Consider the following 14,338-nt stretch of genomic DNA (forward strand, 5'->3'; position numbering starts at 1 on the left):
GGCATTTGAATGCGAAACTATTCTGCGATTCATTTGCAACGACCAAGGAGATCGGACGATGAGCATATTCGACTTTGTCAAATCCGTCGGAACCAAGCTTGGCTTCGGCGACGGCGCGCCGCAAGCCGACGATTTGAAGAAGGAACTCGATTCGCACAATCTCGGCACCAGCGGCGTGCAGGTCAGCACGGACGGCGACAAGGCGATCCTGAAGGGCAATGTCAGCGACCAGTCAGCCTTCGAGAAAGCGGTCATCGCGGTCGGCAATTCGCTGGGCGTTTCCAAAGTCGAGGCATCGGAACTGAAGGTGGGCGACGGCGCCGCCAAGGCCCCGACCCTTTACACCGTCAAGAAGGGCGACAATCTCTGGAAGATCGCCGAGGCGGAATACGGCAAGGGCAATGGTGCGAAGTACCCCCAGATCTTCGAAGCCAACAAGCCGATGCTGAGCGATCCGGACAAGATCTATCCGGGCCAGGTGCTGCGCATCCCGCCGCTGAGCTGATCGACGAGACAAGGCGCGGATTGAAGGCAATCCGCGCCAGAACTTCCGGGCATTTGCTTTCATGACGGATCTGCCTGATGGCCTGCGCTATCTCCCGGACTGTTTCGATCGGTCGGAGCAAGAGGCGCTGGTCGGGGCGATTCGTGAGATCGTCGCAGACGCCCCCCTCTTTACGCCGGCCATGCCGAAGACCGGCAAGGAGATGAGCGTGCGCATGACGAATTGCGGCGTTCTCGGCTGGGTGACCGACAAGGAGCACGGCTATCGCTATCAAGCGACGCATCCGGCAACTGGCCGGCCCTGGCCGGCGATCCCCGACATGCTGCTGGCGCTCTGGCGCGATATTTCCGATTATCCGCATCCGCCCGAAGCCTGCCTGATCAATTTCTATACAGACAAGGCGAAAATGGGCCTGCACCAGGACCGCGACGAAAGCGAATTCGACGCGCCAGTGGTTTCCGTATCGCTGGGCGATGCCTGCCTTTTCCGGGTCGGCGGCACGAAACGCGGCGATCCCACACAATCCTTCAGGCTGAAAAGCGGCGATGTGGTGGTGCTCGGCGGCGAGGCGCGGCTGGCCTTCCATGGGGTTGATCGGATTTACCCCGGCACTTCGACATTGTTGAAAAATGGCGGGCGGATCAACCTGACGATGCGCCGGGCGACGAAGGGGTAAAGGATAGTTCGGTGCCCTTGCGATGGTGGAAATGGATCCCAGTGCTTGTCACTGGGATCCATGCCTCAACGGTGCCACGGCCGCAATGTGGAAAAGACAGGCACTCATCCCACCAGAACAGAAAGCGTTCAAATCTTCCGCAGCGCCACTTCCTCGACCAGATGGTCGGTGCCCTTGCGCAGGATCAGGTCGGCGCGCGGGCGGGTGGGCAGGATATTCTCTTTCAAATTCTTCAGATTGATGTTGTTCCACAGTCCCTCGGCGATGGAGAGGGCGGCTTCCTCCGAAAGCTGGGAGTAGCGGTGGAAGAAGGATTGCGGATTGCGGAAGGCGGTCTCGCGCAGCCGCATGAAGCGATCGGCATACCATTTGCGGATCTGAGCGGTATCAGCATCGATATAGATCGAGAAATCGAAGAAATCGGAGACGAAAGGCACCATCTTGCCGTCTTCAGGCAGATCGCGAACCTGCAGCACGTTGATGCCCTCGAAGATCAGGATATCCGGCCGGTCGATGATTGTATATTCGCCCGGCACCACGTCATAGGTCAGGTGCGAATAGACCGGGGCGCGGACCTCGCTCATCCCCGCCTTGATCGAGGAGAGGAAGCGCAGCACGGCGCCGACGTCGTAACTGTCAGGGAAGCCCTTGCGCTCCATCAGGTTCTGGGCGCGCAGCACCGCATTGGGGTAGAGGAAGCCGTCGGTCGTCACCAGATCGACCTTGGGGCTCGACGGCCAGCGGGCGAGAAGCTCCTTCAAAACGCGGGCCGTCGTCGATTTGCCGACCGCCACCGAACCGGCGATGCCGATGATGAACGGCGTCTTCACCGCATCGTCCATCTTCAGGAACTGCTGGCGCTGGCGGAACAGAAGCTGGCTCGCCTCGACATGGGCCGACAGGAGCCGCGACAGCGAGAGATAGATGCGGCGCACTTCGTCGAGATCGATCGGGTCGCCCAGCGAACGCAGCCTTTTCACCTCGTCATAGGTCAGTGTCAGCGGCGTATCGGCGCGAAATTCCGCCCATTGCTGAGCCGAGAACAGGCGATAGGGCGAATATTTGCTGGGGCTCAGCTGATCCATGGATTCCCACATCGGCCGCGCGCCTTCAGGAAGCTTTCCGCCCGGCCTTTTCCTCAAGGCCGGATTGCGCGGTGCGCCGTTCGAGCTCCGCCAGAACGGTTGAAAGTTCGACGCCGGAAATCTTCCAGACGACCAGAAGGTGGTAGAGAAGGTCGGCGCTTTCGGAGACGACGCCCTCCCTGTCGCCGGATATGGCGGCGATCACCGTCTCGACGGCTTCCTCGCCGAGTTTCTGGACAGCCTTGGGTATGCCCTTGGCGACGAGGCTCGCCGTATAGGAGGAACCATCGGTCGCGCTGGCACGCTCGGCCACAATGCGCTCCAGATCTTCAAGCGTGAAATCACTCATCTGTCCTCCCCGCCCGGTCCTGCCGCGCTTGGATTTTCCGGATCGAGCCGCATCGGAATGCCGGCTTCGGCCATATAGCGCTTCGCTTCCCCGATCGTATAGGTGCCGAAGTGAAAAATCGAGGCGGCGAGGACCGCCGTGGCGTGGCCATCGCGAATGCCGGCCACGAGATGGTTGAGATCGCCGACGCCGCCCGAGGCGATGACCGGGGCACGCACGACATCCGCTACGGCGCGCGTCAGCGCGATATCGTAACCGGCCTTGGTGCCGTCGCGGTCCATCGAGGTGAGCAGAATCTCACCCGCGCCCAGATCGACGACCTGCCGGGCGAACTCGACGGCATCGATGCCTGTCTTCTCACGCCCGCCATGGGTGAAGATTTCCCAGCGGTCCGTCTCGCCGGGGGCAGACACTTTCTTGGCGTCGATCGCCACCACGATGCACTGATTGCCGAATTTGTCGGCGGCCTCGGCGACGAATTCGGGGGTCTTCACCGCCGCGGTGTTGATCGACACCTTGTCGGCGCCGGCGAGCAGCAGTTTGCGGATATCGGCGACGCTGCGCACCCCGCCGCCGACGGTCAGCGGCATGAAGCATTGCTCAGCCGTGCGCGCCACCACGTCGAAGATCGTCTCGCGATTGTCGGAAGAGGCGGTGATGTCGAGGAAGCAGAGCTCGTCAGCGCCGGCGGCATCGTAAGCCTTGGCCGCCTCGACGGGATCGCCGGCATCGATCAGATCGACGAAATTGACGCCCTTGACGACGCGGCCGTCCTTGACGTCCAGACAGGGGATGACGCGGGCTTTCAGTGTCATGCCGCCGCCCTCAGAACCGCCAGCGCCTCTTGGGGATCGATCCGCCCGTCATAAAGGGCGCGCCCGGAAATGGCGCCTTCGAGCTTTTTCGCGTCGGGCATGGTCATGCGCCTGATATCTTCGATCGAGGCGAGGCCGCCCGAGGCGATGACGGGGATGGAGACGGCGTCGGCCAGAGCCAGGGTCGACGGCCAGTTGATGCCGGCCAGAACCCCGTCGCGGTCGATATCGGTATAGATAATCGCCGCGACGCCGGCGCCCTCGAACTTCTTCGCCAGTTCGATGACACCGAGCTCGGAAGCCGCCGCCCAGCCCTCGACCGCAACCTTGCCGCCCTTGGCGTCAATGCCAACGGCGACCTTGCCCGGAAACTTTTCACAGGCTTCGATGACCAGCGCCGGATTGCGCACCGCGACCGTGCCGAGAATGACGCGGGCAAGCCCTTTCGAAAGCCAGTTCTCGATATGGTCGAGCGTGCGGATGCCGCCGCCGAGCTGCACCGGGTTCTTGGTCGCCTTCAGGATCGCCTCGACCGCCGCGCCGTTGACGCTCTCTCCGGCGAATGCGCCGTTGAGATCGACCACATGCAGCCACTCGAACCCCTGATCCTCGAAGGCTTTCGCCTGCGCGGCCGGGTCGGGATTATAGACGGTCGCCTCAGCCATGTCGCCGAGCTTCAAGCGCACACACTGACCATCCTTCAAATCGATGGCGGGGAAGAGGATCATGGCTTCCACTTCAGGAAATTGGCTATGAGGGCCAGGCCCAGCGCCTGGCTCTTCTCGGGATGGAACTGCGTGCCCGCCAAATTGTCGCGCGCGACGGCGGCGGTTATCGGGCCGCCGTAATCGGCCGTTGCCAGCACGTCGTCAGGGTTTCCGGCATCCAGCATATAGGAATGGACGAAATAGGCGTGCAACCCGTCCGGCCCGGTCCTGATGCCATCGAAGAGCGGATGCGAATGTTTCACGTGAATCGTGTTCCAGCCGATCTGCGGAATTTTCAGGCCGGGATCCAACGGCATCATCTCGCGCACATCGCCCTTGATCCAGCCGAAACCTTCCGTCACCGTCTTTTCCAGTCCGCGCGAGGACATCAGCTGCATGCCGACGCAGATGCCGAGGAAGGGGCGGGCCTTTTCGATCGCCACTTCCTGAACGGCTTCCGTCATATCAGGCACAGCATTGAGCCCGCGGCGGCAATCGGCATAAGCGCCGACGCCCGGCAAGACGATGCGGTCGGCGGTGCGCACCCGCTCGGCATCGGCGGTGAGATCGATATCTGCGTTGACCCCGCTTTCACGCGCGGCGCGTTCAAAAGCCTTGGTGGCGGAGCGAAGATTGCCCGAACCGTAATCGATGATGGCGACGCGCATCGCTCAATGCTCCCGGGGATAGCCGACGAGGCCGAGCGTTCCGCCGGGCCGCGACGGCGCAAACCGGGCAGGGGGCGCCTTTTGCGGGGCGGGAGCCGTCGTTGGTGCATCGTCACTGGAATTGCCGCCGGCGAAATAGCGGATCTCGGCTTCGCTCCGGTCAGCCGCCTCGATCACGCCTTTTTCGGCATAGCCCCGGCGGCGGAACCTGGCGATACGCCAGTTGTTGCCTTCCAGCGCCACAAGGATCGAGACCAGAAGCGACAGGACGGCGACGGTGCCGCCCTGGTTCCAGTATTCGCCGGCCATGCCGAGCGCCACGGCCGCGGCCACGACGAGGATCGCCTCGAACCAGAGCCGATGAAACAGGAGCCAGATGAAGGGCACGAAAAAGGCGAGCAGCGCAAAGCCGTCGCGGATGAAGAGCGTGCCTTCCGCCACGTTCTTCCCCGCTTTTGCGGGCGGCTCCATGATGACGAAGCTTGCCATGATCAGATTCCCTTTGATTAGCAGGATTTTTGTCCGAAAGCCGGTCTCCACTTTTCGGAAATCCTGCTCAGCCTTTCAGCGTCCCCTTGGTGGAGGGGATCGCATCCTTCTGGCGCGGGTCGGCCTCGATGGCGATCCTCAGCGCGCGGGCCACCGCCTTGAAGCAGGTCTCGGCGATGTGGTGGTTGTTGGCGCCGTAATGATTGGTGATGTGCAGCGTGATGCCGGCATTCTGCGCCAGCGCATGAAAGAACTCCCGCACCAGCTCGGTATCGAAAGTGCCGATCTTGGGCGCGGAGAATTCCACCTGCCAGACGAGGAACGGCCGGCCCGAGACGTCGAGCGCGGCGCGCGTCAGCGTCTCATCCATGGCAAGGTCGATCGAGGCATAGCGCATGATGCCGCGCCGCTCGCCCAGCGCCCTGGCGATGGCCTGTCCGATGGCGATGCCAGTATCCTCGACCGTGTGGTGATCGTCGATATGCAGATCGCCATTGGCCTTGATCTTCATGTCGATCAGCGAATGGCGCGAAAGCTGCTCCAGCATATGATCGAAAAAACCGACGCCGGTGGAAATATCGAACGCGCCGGTGCCGTCCAGATCGACCGAAACGGCGATGCTGGTTTCCTTGGTCGTGCGTTCGACCGATGCTGCGCGGTTGCTGCTCGATGCCATGATCGTTTCCACTGCCTCATAATTTGTGCCCGCGTTCTAGAACAGCTCGCGGATTTTGCCAAACGCTTTGATCGGCCACAATGAACGGGTGATTTGCATTTCCTTCATCCGAACATACATAGACTGGGCACAACATTAGGTATGTGCGCAGGGGCCCGCATCGCCGCCGTCAGGGGCATGAGGGCCTGCTACAAGGAGTTTCAGATGATCGAACACAATCCCTCCACTATCTACGGCACGACCATCGTCACCATCCGCAAGGGCGGAAAGGTGGTGATCGCCGGCGACGGGCAGGTCTCGCTCGGCCAGACGATCATGAAGGGGAATGCCCGCAAGGTACGCCGCATCGGCAAGGGCAACGTGATCGCCGGCTTTGCCGGCGCGACCGCCGATGCCTTCACGCTTCTCGAACGGCTCGAATCCAAGCTCGAGCAATATCCCGACCAGCTGATGCGCGCCTCCGTCGAGCTCGCCAAGGACTGGCGTACCGACCGTTATCTGCGCCGCCTCGAGGCGATGATGCTGGTTGCCGATGCCCAGGTGACGCTGGCGCTGACCGGCACGGGCGACGTTCTGGAGCCGGAGCACGGCGTGATGGCGATCGGCTCGGGCGGCAATTATGCGCTGGCCGCGGCCCGTGCGCTCATCGACACCGATACGAGCGCCGAGGATATCGCGCGCAAGGCGATGCAGATCGCCGCCGATATCTGCGTCTACACCAATGGCAATATCATCGTCGAAAGCATCGACGCCGCCTGATGGCGGCGCCTCTCGATTCATACGCACTGGAAGTTTACTTATGACGACATTTTCTCCCCGCGAGATCGTTTCCGAACTCGACCGCTTCATCATCGGGCAGAAGGACGCCAAGCGCGCCGTGGCCATTGCGCTGCGCAACCGCTGGCGCCGCCAGCAGCTCGAAGGCCAGATGCGCGAAGAGGTCATGCCCAAGAACATCCTGATGATCGGCCCGACCGGCGTCGGCAAGACGGAGATCTCCCGCCGTCTGGCAAAGCTGGCGGGCGCGCCATTCATCAAGGTCGAAGCCACGAAGTTCACCGAAGTGGGCTATGTCGGCCGTGATGTCGAGCAGATCATCCGCGACCTGGTCGAGGTCGCCATCGGCTTGGTGCGCGAGAAAAAACGCGAAGAAGTCAAGGCCAAGGCCCATCTCAACGCGGAAGAACGCGTGCTCGACGCGCTTGTCGGCAAGACGGCGAGCCCAGCGACGCGCGATTCGTTCCGCAAGAAGCTGCGCGACGGCCTGCTCGACGACAAGGAGATCGAGGTCGAGGTGGCCGACACCGGTTCGGGCATCCCTAATTTCGAAATACCGGGCATGCCGGGCGCCAATATCGGCGTGCTCAACCTCGGCGACATGCTGGGGAAGGCGATGGGCGGGCGCACCAAGACGCGCAAGACGACGGTGAAGGAATCCTACGGCCTGCTGATCAATGACGAATCCGACAAGTTGCTCGATCAGGAGCAGATCGTGCAGGAAGCGCTCAGCGCGACGGAGGACGACGGCATCGTCTTCCTCGACGAAATCGACAAGATCGCGGCACGCGACGGCGGCATGGGCGCCGGCGTCTCACGCGAAGGCGTGCAGCGCGATCTGCTGCCGCTGGTCGAGGGCACGACGGTCGCGACGAAATACGGCCCGGTGAAGACGGACCATATCCTGTTCATCGCCTCGGGCGCGTTCCATGTCGCCAAGCCGTCGGACCTCCTGCCTGAACTGCAGGGCCGCCTGCCGATCCGCGTCGAGCTCAGCGCGCTGACGCGCGAGGATTTCCGCCGCATCCTGACGGAAACCGAAGCGAGCCTGATCAAGCAGTATATCGCGCTGATGGCGACGGAAGAGGTGACGCTCGAAATCACCGACGATGCGATCGACGCGCTTGCCGATATCGCCGTCGATCTCAATTCCAGCATCGAGAATATCGGTGCGCGGCGATTGCAGACGGTGATGGAACGCGTGCTCGACGAAATTTCGTTCACGGCCCCCGACAAGACAGGCACGTCTTTCACCGTCGATGCCAAATATGTCCGGGAAACGATCGGCGATCTCGCCAAGAATGCGGACCTTTCGCGTTTTATTCTATAAAGGAACGGACGCAATACAGACCCGAAGTCCTTGCAGCTGTGTCTTTCCGGCATCGCTTGCAACTTATTGCAAAACCCCCTCGACTCGCGCGAGGGGGTTTTCTATTTTCCGGCGATCTCCTTCATGTGGATTTAAGGCCGCGACCGGCCTGTTTCTTGGGGCTGACAACGCTGAACATGAGAAGCCGACTGAACCTCGTCGCCGGCATGGGCTTTCTTGCCGCGAATCTTCTTGCCGTCGCCTTTTGCGGGACCGCCAGCGCGGCCACACTGGTTCCGCCCGGCAACCGGCATGCGGAGCAGCCCAACATTCCCGGCGCGTCCGCCAAGCGCACCCGCGAACTCAAGACCACCTACGAGGCCAAATACCGCAAGATCTACAATCTGCTGGCGGTGGACAAGCGGCTGCGCACGAAGATCACGAGCACGGCGGCGGCCTATGGCATAGACCCGATCCATATCGCCGGGGCGATCGTCGGCGAGCATACCTACAATGTCGATGTCTATGACCGGCTGCAGACCTATTACGTCAAGGCGATGTCCTATGTGAACCGGGGCGTGAGCTTCGACTACAAGGGTGAATCGATCGGCGCTTTCGTGAAAAGATCCGAATTCTCGGCCTGCTCCGGGTTCAAGGACAGCTATTCCCTGTGGGACTGCCGCGAAAATGTCTGGAACACCAAGTTCCGCGGCAAGACGGTGGACGGCAAGCCCTATCCCAACAACCGCTTCAGCGCCGTCTTCTTCCAGCCCTTTTATGCCGGCCAGACCTTCGGCCTAGGCCAGATCAATCCGCTGACCGCATTGCAGATGTCGGATATGGTGACCCGCATTTCCGGCCTGCCGAAGCTCGACGCCGAAAACGGGAACGCCGTCTACAAGACCATCATGGATCCCGATCTGACGCTGCCTTACGTCGCGGCGACGCTGAAGCACGCGATCGACGCCTACCGGGAGATCGCCGATTTCGACATTTCGAAAAATCCCGGCATCACCGCCACGCTTTACAATACGGGCGGCGCCGACGACCGCGCCCGTACGCTCGCCCGAGAAAACGCCAAGCGCAGGGCGGCGGGAGAGGCGCCGCTCCTGCCGCGGGAAAACTATTATGGCTGGCTGGTGAACGATAAGCTCGACGAGTTGAGAGAGCTGTTTTAGGAGCGAATGGTCTTGCGCCGTTTCCTCGCCGCCTTGACCTGCTCGGTGAGTGACAGGATCGTCTCGCGGTCGATCATGCGGATGCCCGAGGCGATGAGATTGGCGAGCTCGGTCGCTTCCGGCGAGAGGCCCGCCGTATCGATGACGACGCGGGGATGGGAAATCGTCGCCAGCTGCTGCAGTTCCTCGGCATCATCCCAGATGATGTTGAAATAGGTGATGATCCGCTGCAGCAGATCCCAGGTCGGCTGGCCACGGCGGCCATGCTCGAGCGCGGAGAGATAGGCGGCTGAAACGCCGATCTCGGCGGCCATCTGCTTTTGCGAGACGTTGCGCTCCTCGCGCAGTTCACGCAGGCGTTTCCCGAATGGCGTCATGGCTCCTTCACCCCCAAATCACCCAGCCCCGTACGGCGCAGACGCACATAGAGCGCGCCGTGTCCGCCATGCTTGCGCGCGGCATCCTCATAGGCGCTGACCAGAATGCGAAAAGCGGGCGTCGAAAACCAGTGCGGCACCGCCTGGCGCAAGATGCCTTCGCTGCCGGAGGAGGAACCCTTGCCGGTGATCACCAGCACATGGCGCAGACCGCGGCTGCGCGCATCGAGAAGAAAACCATAGAGAAGATTATGCGCTTCGCGCTGCGTCAGGCCGTGCAGATCGATCCGCGCGTCGATATCGAGACGGCCCTTGGCGATCTTGCGATGAGTGGTCCGGTCGAGCGGATGAAGTGGATGGGGCTCGCGCGGTTTTCCCAGCGGCTTCGGCTGCACGGGCGGCCCGCTCGATGCGGCCTTTTCGGCTTTCGGCGACAATGGCTCGCGGGCGCCGATTTCCGCCTCCCAGAGATCGAAATCATCGGGTAATTCCGGCCGTTTGCGGCGTTGCGGCTTCAACGGCCTGGCGGTACGGGCGACGGTTTCCCAGAGGATGCGGTCTTCCAGCCGCAGCCGATCCCTTTCAGGGGATTGCGGTCCATCTGTCGCGGCTTTCGGCGGTTTGTCTCGGGGCGTCATGATTCACTGCTTTTAGCCGCATGATCTTGTCCGAAAAGTCTGCAACTTTTCGGGATCATGCTTTAGCAGCACGCGCGGCACCAGCACATAAAAATCGGCTTTGTTGCGGATCACACCCGCGATCTCGCCCGCCGCATCACCCGAACCGGCGAAGAGGTCGCCCCGCGCGGGGCCGACAATGGCGGAGCCGGTATCCTGCGCGATCATCAGACGGCGCAAACCGCCCCGGTTTCCGGGATCAAAGGCATCGAGGTCTGGCGCGTTGATGAAAACAGGCGTGCCAAAGGTGTGGAGCAGGCGGTCGACGGCGATGGAGCGCCCCGGCGTCAGCGGAACCTTGGCGGCAGCGATCGGCCCGAGTTCCGAATCCTCGACGGGCGCCTCGCGGAAGAAGATATAGGAGCGGTTCTGCCAGAGGATTTCGTCGATGCGGTGCGGATTCTCCCGAAACCAGGCGCGGATCGATTGCATCGTCACATCGCGCGCGGCGAGTTCGCCGAGCGCGATTAATATCCGGCCTGGCCCGGTGAAGGGATGCCCCGACTTGGCGGCATAGGTGATGCGCCGCCTGCTGCGATCGGGCATTGTGAGCCGCGCCGCGCCTTGGACATGGGCGAAAAAGGCATCAACCCGATCCTCCACATAGGCTATTTCGAGGTTTCTCCCGTCGAGCGCGCCCGTCTCGATGGCGTGGCGGTCGTGATATTCCGTCAGCCCGCTCCCGCACCTGCGGGCGAAAGCAAAGGACGGGTCGATATCGGCCGGACGGTTTTGATCGTCAAGCTCGACGAGATCGTCGGGTTTTCGATGAAAAGGGATCCGAAATCGATCGGTTCTAACAGAAGAAGCGGCGATTTCCGGCTCGTAGAAGCCGGTGACGAAGCCTTTTTCGCCGCTTTCGGGCCGCAGCAGACAGGGAAGAAAATGGGCTTCGAAGAACGCGCAGGCCTCCAAGCTGCCTAATGCAGGGATGTCTCTCGCCGCTGCAAAGATCGGCGCCAGTGCTGCGAAGGCGATACCGAGACTGCCGCTACGATAGGGTTTTTCCAGAACCCGGAAGGCAGACCGGCGAAAAGCGGTGAAAGCGCCGGCATGGTCGTCCTCATGCCAGCCGGGGCAATCCGCGTAGGTTACAGGCCTCAAAAGCCTCGATAGCATGGCCCATGACCTATTTCCGTTCGGGATCCGATTGACTCGATGTGATCAATCCTCGGCTTCCGTGGCCACCAGCTTCCAGTTGGGATCGCGGGAGCGGGTGTCGCGCGCGAATGTCCAGACATCCTTGATCTCTGCCACGGAATCGGGATCGCCGTCGATGACCTTGCCGTCCTTGTCGAGCGTGGCGGAGATCAACTGGCTGACGATGCGCACCGTGACATGCGCGTCGCTCCCCTTCATCTCGGCGCCGACGATATCGGCCTTGTCGATGCCAACGAAGGAGGAATTGACCTTTTCGCTCCTCGCCTCACGATCGGTGATCGCCGAGACGAAGCCGTCATAGACCTCCTTGGAAAGGAGCGTCTTCAGCGCCTTGCGGTCGCCATCGGCAAAGGACATGACGATCATCTCATAAGCCATCTTGGCGCCGTCGACGAAGCTCGCGGGGTCGAAGGAGGGATCGGCGGCGCGAATCGCGCGCAGGCCCTCATTGAGCGGGGTACCCGCCGGCGAGACGGCATCGATGCTAGTGAAATCCTTTTCCGCCGCCGTGTCCGCCCGACGCGGCAGCGCAACGACATTGTCGCCATTGCCGGCCTGTTTCTGGGCATCGCCCGAGCGGGCGGAATAGGGATCAAAGGGCGGGCGCTCACTGCCGGTGCGGCGGCCGAGAACATTGCGCAGCTGCAGGAAGATGATCACTGCCGCCACAAAGAAGAAAATCGTCCCGAAATCGAAGAATTCCATACCGTCTGCCAATCATGGGATGTGAACCGGTGCCAGCGATTCAACATCGGAATTTGCTACCCAACCTGAAAAACATATAGTCCGGCATGTTGAATCATTCAAATGCCGATCGCCAGATCATATGTAGAGAGAAATGAAGGAATTGCCTTCGAAAAATCATGTTCTTTAATCGAAAGGTCGATCTCGCGTGCCATCCACTCTCTTTCCGCTTCTCCTTGTGGCAATGCCATTCCTGGAAATTGCGGGTTTTGTGATCGTCGGCAGCCATATCGGCGTGCTGGCCACCCTCGCACTGGTCGTGCTCGGCGGCATGCTCGGCTTCTTTCTCCTGCGTGTGCAGGGCTTCAGCCTGCTCCAGAAGATCAGGGCCGAAGCGGCGGCGGGGCGGGTTCCCGACCGGGAACTGGTGCATGGCGCCATGCTGGTGCTGGCGGCGATCCTTTTGATCATCCCCGGCTTCTTCACCGATATCTGCGGGCTTCTGCTTTTCATTCCGCCGGTGCGCGATCTCGTCTGGCGCTATCTTTCGCGCAGCGGCGTCATCGTCACCATGGGCGCGACGCGCTACGGCCCCGGCTATGAAGCAGGGCAGAAGCCCGCGCGCGACCGGGTCATCGATCTCGACCCGGAAGACTATTCACGCAAGCCGGACCCCAACTCGCCCTGGCGCGGAGACAATGACACGCAATGAAATCATAAGTTGCGTCTTCCTGAAAATGCACCTTCATGCGTTCTTGCCTCGCAGAGTCACACATGCTAGCCAACCTTATTCACTTCAAGGCCGTGATGGTCATTCCAAAAAGAAGGTCTTCTGACGATGGCAAAAACGCCAAGCGACACAACAGCAACGGCTGGCGAAGCAAAGAATGGTAACGGCGCGGGTACTGGCGCACAGCCGTCGCTGAACATATTGGCGCAGTATGTGAAGGATTTGTCCTTCGAGAGCCCCGGCGCGCCGCTTTCGCTGCGTCCGCGCGAAAAGGCACCGTCGATCAACATCAACGTCAATGTCGGCGCCAATCCGATCGCCGAAGGCGATTTCGACGTCGTGCTAACGCTGAACGCGCAGGCCGGCGAGGGCAAGGACGTGCTGTTCAACGTCGAACTGGTTTACGGCGGCGTCTTCCGCATCCAGGGCGTTCCGCAGGAACACATGCTGCCGCTGCTCTTCATCGAGTGCCCGCGGCTGCTCTTCCCCTTCGCCCGCCAGATCGTTGCCGAGGCGACGCGCAATGGCGGCTTCCCGCCGCTGATGATCGACCCTATCGATTTTGCGCAGATGTTCCAGCAGCGCATGGCCGAGGAGCAGGCCAAGTCGGTGGTCAAGAGCTGACGATCAGCCCCATGGATCTGAAAAAGTCCGGCTCTGCCGGGCTTTTTTGTTGATTGCTATTCCCCGGCTTCCACAGCGAATTTCGCCCAGATCGCCTTCGAGCCGATCTTTTCGACAAGCGCGGCATGGGAGGCCGCCTGCACCGGCGAGAGGCGGGAGGGCAAGGGCTCCGGCCGTGCCCCGATGACGATAACCGTCTCTTCCCGCGTTGCGCCACCGCGGCTGTCGCTCTCGATGGTCAGGCCAAGTGCTGCCTGCTTGCCGCCGATCAGCTCGATATAGACTTCCGCCAGGATCTCCGAATCGAGAAGCGCGCCGTGCAGGGTGCGGTGGCTGTTGTCGATGCCGTAGCGCCGGCAGAGCGCATCGAGCGAATTGGGGCCCATTGGATGCCGGCGCCTGGCAAGCGCCAGCGTGTCGACGACCCGCTCGTTGTGTATCGAAGGCTGGCCTATACGCTCCAGTTCGGCATTGATGAAGCCGATATCGAAGGTGGCGTTATGGGCGATCAGCTTGGCTCCATCGAAGAAATCCAGAAAATCATTGGCGATCTCGCCAAAGGTCGGCTTGTCAGCCAGCTGTTCATTGCTGATGCCGTGAACCGCGAGCGCCTCGGGATGGACGGCGCGGCCCTGCGGATTGATGAAGACGTGAAAGGTGCGGCCCGTCGGGAAGCGGTTGACGAGTTCCACCCCGCCGATCTCGATGACACGGTCCTCGAGCCGGTCGAGACCGGTCGTTTCGGTATCGAATACGATCTCCCGCATGAACTTACCTTTCCATTATGCGAACGTCAGGTGTTTCATTTGACTGCAATGCACAAAGAATCAACGTAGACAGATTCGCCGAGC

At 61.4% G+C, this 14,338-nt stretch carries 19 protein-coding genes; 7 read left to right on the forward strand and 12 right to left on the reverse strand.

Going from position 1 to position 14,338, the window contains the following annotated elements; genetic code table 11:
* Nucleotides 1-58: 58 nt before the first annotated feature.
* Nucleotides 59-505, forward strand: coding sequence for a peptidoglycan-binding protein LysM (gene lysM, locus ATN84_RS05775; RefSeq protein ID WP_068880566.1), 447 nt, complete (start codon nucleotides 59-61; stop codon nucleotides 503-505).
* Nucleotides 506-566: 61 nt separating this feature from the next.
* Nucleotides 567-1,181, forward strand: a complete 615-nt coding sequence (locus tag ATN84_RS05780) for an alpha-ketoglutarate-dependent dioxygenase AlkB family protein (RefSeq protein WP_068880567.1) — start codon at nucleotides 567-569, stop codon at nucleotides 1,179-1,181.
* Nucleotides 1,182-1,309: 128 nt separating this feature from the next.
* Here ATN84_RS05780 and coaA read toward each other — a convergent pair whose 3' ends face one another.
* The 7 genes from coaA to hisB form a co-directional block, all read right to left on the reverse strand.
* Complete coding sequence (coaA, locus tag ATN84_RS05785; protein WP_201026314.1) at nucleotides 1,310-2,278, reverse strand: type I pantothenate kinase; 969 nt, start codon at nucleotides 2,276-2,278, stop codon at nucleotides 1,310-1,312.
* A gap of 13 nt (nucleotides 2,279-2,291) precedes the next feature.
* Nucleotides 2,292-2,615, reverse strand: a complete 324-nt coding sequence (locus ATN84_RS05790; RefSeq protein WP_068880568.1) for a phosphoribosyl-ATP diphosphatase — start codon at nucleotides 2,613-2,615, stop codon at nucleotides 2,292-2,294.
* On the reverse strand, nucleotides 2,612-3,430 hold the full coding sequence (gene hisF, locus ATN84_RS05795; RefSeq protein ID WP_068880569.1) for an imidazole glycerol phosphate synthase subunit HisF: 819 nt from the start codon (nucleotides 3,428-3,430) through the stop codon (nucleotides 2,612-2,614). Before hisF ends, ATN84_RS05790 begins: the two co-directional genes overlap by 4 nt.
* Nucleotides 3,427-4,158 carry a 1-(5-phosphoribosyl)-5-[(5-phosphoribosylamino)methylideneamino]imidazole-4-carboxamide isomerase gene (hisA, locus tag ATN84_RS05800; protein WP_068880570.1) on the reverse strand — a complete coding sequence of 244 codons (732 nt, stop codon included), beginning with the start codon at nucleotides 4,156-4,158 and terminating at the stop codon, nucleotides 3,427-3,429. The genes hisF and hisA overlap by 4 nt, the downstream gene beginning before the upstream one ends.
* On the reverse strand, nucleotides 4,155-4,805 hold the full coding sequence (gene hisH / locus ATN84_RS05805) for an imidazole glycerol phosphate synthase subunit HisH (RefSeq protein WP_068880571.1): 651 nt from the start codon (nucleotides 4,803-4,805) through the stop codon (nucleotides 4,155-4,157). Before hisH ends, hisA begins: the two co-directional genes overlap by 4 nt.
* Before the next feature lie 3 nt (nucleotides 4,806-4,808).
* Nucleotides 4,809-5,294: a DUF2628 domain-containing protein gene (locus tag ATN84_RS05810; protein WP_082766143.1), complete on the reverse strand. Its 486-nt coding sequence runs from the start codon at nucleotides 5,292-5,294 to the stop codon at nucleotides 4,809-4,811.
* 67 nt (nucleotides 5,295-5,361) lie between these two features.
* The gene (gene hisB / locus ATN84_RS05815; protein ID WP_068880573.1) at nucleotides 5,362-5,970 is read right to left on the reverse strand and encodes an imidazoleglycerol-phosphate dehydratase HisB; all 609 of its coding nucleotides are present in this window, start codon (nucleotides 5,968-5,970) and stop codon (nucleotides 5,362-5,364) included.
* A 204-nt stretch (nucleotides 5,971-6,174) separates the two neighbouring features.
* On the opposite strand from hisB, the gene hslV reads away from it, so the two are divergent.
* The 3 genes from hslV to ATN84_RS05830 all read left to right on the forward strand — a co-directional run bounded on the left by hslV (nucleotide 6,175) and on the right by ATN84_RS05830 (nucleotide 9,234).
* Complete coding sequence (hslV, locus tag ATN84_RS05820; protein ID WP_068880916.1) at nucleotides 6,175-6,729, forward strand: ATP-dependent protease subunit HslV; 555 nt, start codon at nucleotides 6,175-6,177, stop codon at nucleotides 6,727-6,729.
* Between the two features lie 40 nt (nucleotides 6,730-6,769).
* Entirely contained in the window at nucleotides 6,770-8,077 is a 1,308-nt protein-coding gene (gene hslU / locus ATN84_RS05825; RefSeq protein WP_068880574.1) for an ATP-dependent protease ATPase subunit HslU, read from the forward strand.
* Nucleotides 8,078-8,283: 206 nt separating this feature from the next.
* Nucleotides 8,284-9,234 (forward strand): DUF1402 family protein, encoded by a 951-nt coding sequence (locus tag ATN84_RS05830; RefSeq protein ID WP_244491004.1) that lies wholly within the window; start codon nucleotides 8,284-8,286, stop codon nucleotides 9,232-9,234.
* Here ATN84_RS05830 and ATN84_RS05835 read toward each other — a convergent pair.
* From ATN84_RS05835 to ATN84_RS05850, 4 genes are read right to left on the reverse strand one after another with little or no spacing between them, the layout of a single operon-like run.
* Entirely contained in the window at nucleotides 9,231-9,611 is a 381-nt protein-coding gene (locus tag ATN84_RS05835; protein WP_068880576.1) for a helix-turn-helix domain-containing protein, read from the reverse strand. The genes ATN84_RS05830 and ATN84_RS05835 overlap by 4 nt on opposite strands.
* Nucleotides 9,608-10,249 (reverse strand): Smr/MutS family protein, encoded by a 642-nt coding sequence (locus tag ATN84_RS05840; RefSeq protein WP_068880577.1) that lies wholly within the window; start codon nucleotides 10,247-10,249, stop codon nucleotides 9,608-9,610. The genes ATN84_RS05835 and ATN84_RS05840 overlap by 4 nt, the downstream gene beginning before the upstream one ends.
* Nucleotides 10,250-10,261: 12 nt before the next feature.
* On the reverse strand, nucleotides 10,262-11,407 hold the full coding sequence (mltA, locus tag ATN84_RS05845) for a murein transglycosylase A (protein WP_068880578.1): 1,146 nt from the start codon (nucleotides 11,405-11,407) through the stop codon (nucleotides 10,262-10,264).
* Between the two features lie 45 nt (nucleotides 11,408-11,452).
* On the reverse strand, nucleotides 11,453-12,154 hold the full coding sequence (locus ATN84_RS05850; RefSeq protein ID WP_068880579.1) for a Tim44/TimA family putative adaptor protein: 702 nt from the start codon (nucleotides 12,152-12,154) through the stop codon (nucleotides 11,453-11,455).
* Between the two features lie 187 nt (nucleotides 12,155-12,341).
* Here ATN84_RS05850 and ATN84_RS05855 point away from each other — a divergent pair, with 187 nt between their 5' ends.
* Both ATN84_RS05855 and secB read left to right on the forward strand, forming a co-directional pair.
* On the forward strand, nucleotides 12,342-12,845 hold the full coding sequence (locus ATN84_RS05855) for an FxsA family protein (RefSeq protein WP_068880580.1): 504 nt from the start codon (nucleotides 12,342-12,344) through the stop codon (nucleotides 12,843-12,845).
* A gap of 126 nt (nucleotides 12,846-12,971) precedes the next feature.
* A complete protein-coding gene (secB, locus tag ATN84_RS05860) occupies nucleotides 12,972-13,487 on the forward strand; it encodes a protein-export chaperone SecB (RefSeq protein ID WP_068880581.1) in 516 nt (171 codons plus the stop codon).
* Nucleotides 13,488-13,543: 56 nt separating this feature from the next.
* Here the strand turns inward: secB and dnaQ are convergent, their stop codons facing one another.
* Nucleotides 13,544-14,254: a DNA polymerase III subunit epsilon gene (gene dnaQ, locus ATN84_RS05865; RefSeq protein WP_068880582.1), complete on the reverse strand. Its 711-nt coding sequence runs from the start codon at nucleotides 14,252-14,254 to the stop codon at nucleotides 13,544-13,546.
* Nucleotides 14,255-14,338 lie beyond the last annotated feature (84 nt).

Origin of the sequence: Paramesorhizobium deserti (assembly GCF_001558695.1) — a bacterium.
GTDB lineage: Bacteria > Pseudomonadota > Alphaproteobacteria > Rhizobiales > Rhizobiaceae > Paramesorhizobium > Paramesorhizobium deserti.

What these genes read in the sequence shown, in the direction of transcription:
- lysM (WP_068880566.1), top strand. Translation starts at nt 59, where the DNA reads ATGAGCATATTCGACTTTGTCAAATCCGTCGGAACCAAGCTTGGCTTC.
- ATN84_RS05780 (WP_068880567.1), top strand. Translation starts at nt 567, where the DNA reads ATGACGGATCTGCCTGATGGCCTGCGCTATCTCCCGGACTGTTTCGAT.
- coaA (WP_201026314.1), bottom strand. Translation starts at nt 2,278, where the DNA reads ATGTGGGAATCCATGGATCAGCTGAGCCCCAGCAAATATTCGCCCTAT.
- ATN84_RS05790 (WP_068880568.1), bottom strand. Translation starts at nt 2,615, where the DNA reads ATGAGTGATTTCACGCTTGAAGATCTGGAGCGCATTGTGGCCGAGCGT.
- hisF (WP_068880569.1), bottom strand. Translation starts at nt 3,430, where the DNA reads ATGACACTGAAAGCCCGCGTCATCCCCTGTCTGGACGTCAAGGACGGC.
- hisA (WP_068880570.1), bottom strand. Translation starts at nt 4,158, where the DNA reads ATGATCCTCTTCCCCGCCATCGATTTGAAGGATGGTCAGTGTGTGCGC.
- hisH (WP_068880571.1), bottom strand. Translation starts at nt 4,805, where the DNA reads ATGCGCGTCGCCATCATCGATTACGGTTCGGGCAATCTTCGCTCCGCC.
- ATN84_RS05810 (WP_082766143.1), bottom strand. Translation starts at nt 5,294, where the DNA reads ATGGCAAGCTTCGTCATCATGGAGCCGCCCGCAAAAGCGGGGAAGAAC.
- hisB (WP_068880573.1), bottom strand. Translation starts at nt 5,970, where the DNA reads ATGGCATCGAGCAGCAACCGCGCAGCATCGGTCGAACGCACGACCAAG.
- hslV (WP_068880916.1), top strand. Translation starts at nt 6,175, where the DNA reads ATGATCGAACACAATCCCTCCACTATCTACGGCACGACCATCGTCACC.
- hslU (WP_068880574.1), top strand. Translation starts at nt 6,770, where the DNA reads ATGACGACATTTTCTCCCCGCGAGATCGTTTCCGAACTCGACCGCTTC.
- ATN84_RS05830 (WP_244491004.1), top strand. Translation starts at nt 8,284, where the DNA reads ATGGGCTTTCTTGCCGCGAATCTTCTTGCCGTCGCCTTTTGCGGGACC.
- ATN84_RS05835 (WP_068880576.1), bottom strand. Translation starts at nt 9,611, where the DNA reads ATGACGCCATTCGGGAAACGCCTGCGTGAACTGCGCGAGGAGCGCAAC.
- ATN84_RS05840 (WP_068880577.1), bottom strand. Translation starts at nt 10,249, where the DNA reads ATGACGCCCCGAGACAAACCGCCGAAAGCCGCGACAGATGGACCGCAA.
- mltA (WP_068880578.1), bottom strand. Translation starts at nt 11,407, where the DNA reads ATGCTATCGAGGCTTTTGAGGCCTGTAACCTACGCGGATTGCCCCGGC.
- ATN84_RS05850 (WP_068880579.1), bottom strand. Translation starts at nt 12,154, where the DNA reads ATGGAATTCTTCGATTTCGGGACGATTTTCTTCTTTGTGGCGGCAGTG.
- secB (WP_068880581.1), top strand. Translation starts at nt 12,972, where the DNA reads ATGGCAAAAACGCCAAGCGACACAACAGCAACGGCTGGCGAAGCAAAG.
- dnaQ (WP_068880582.1), bottom strand. Translation starts at nt 14,254, where the DNA reads ATGCGGGAGATCGTATTCGATACCGAAACGACCGGTCTCGACCGGCTC.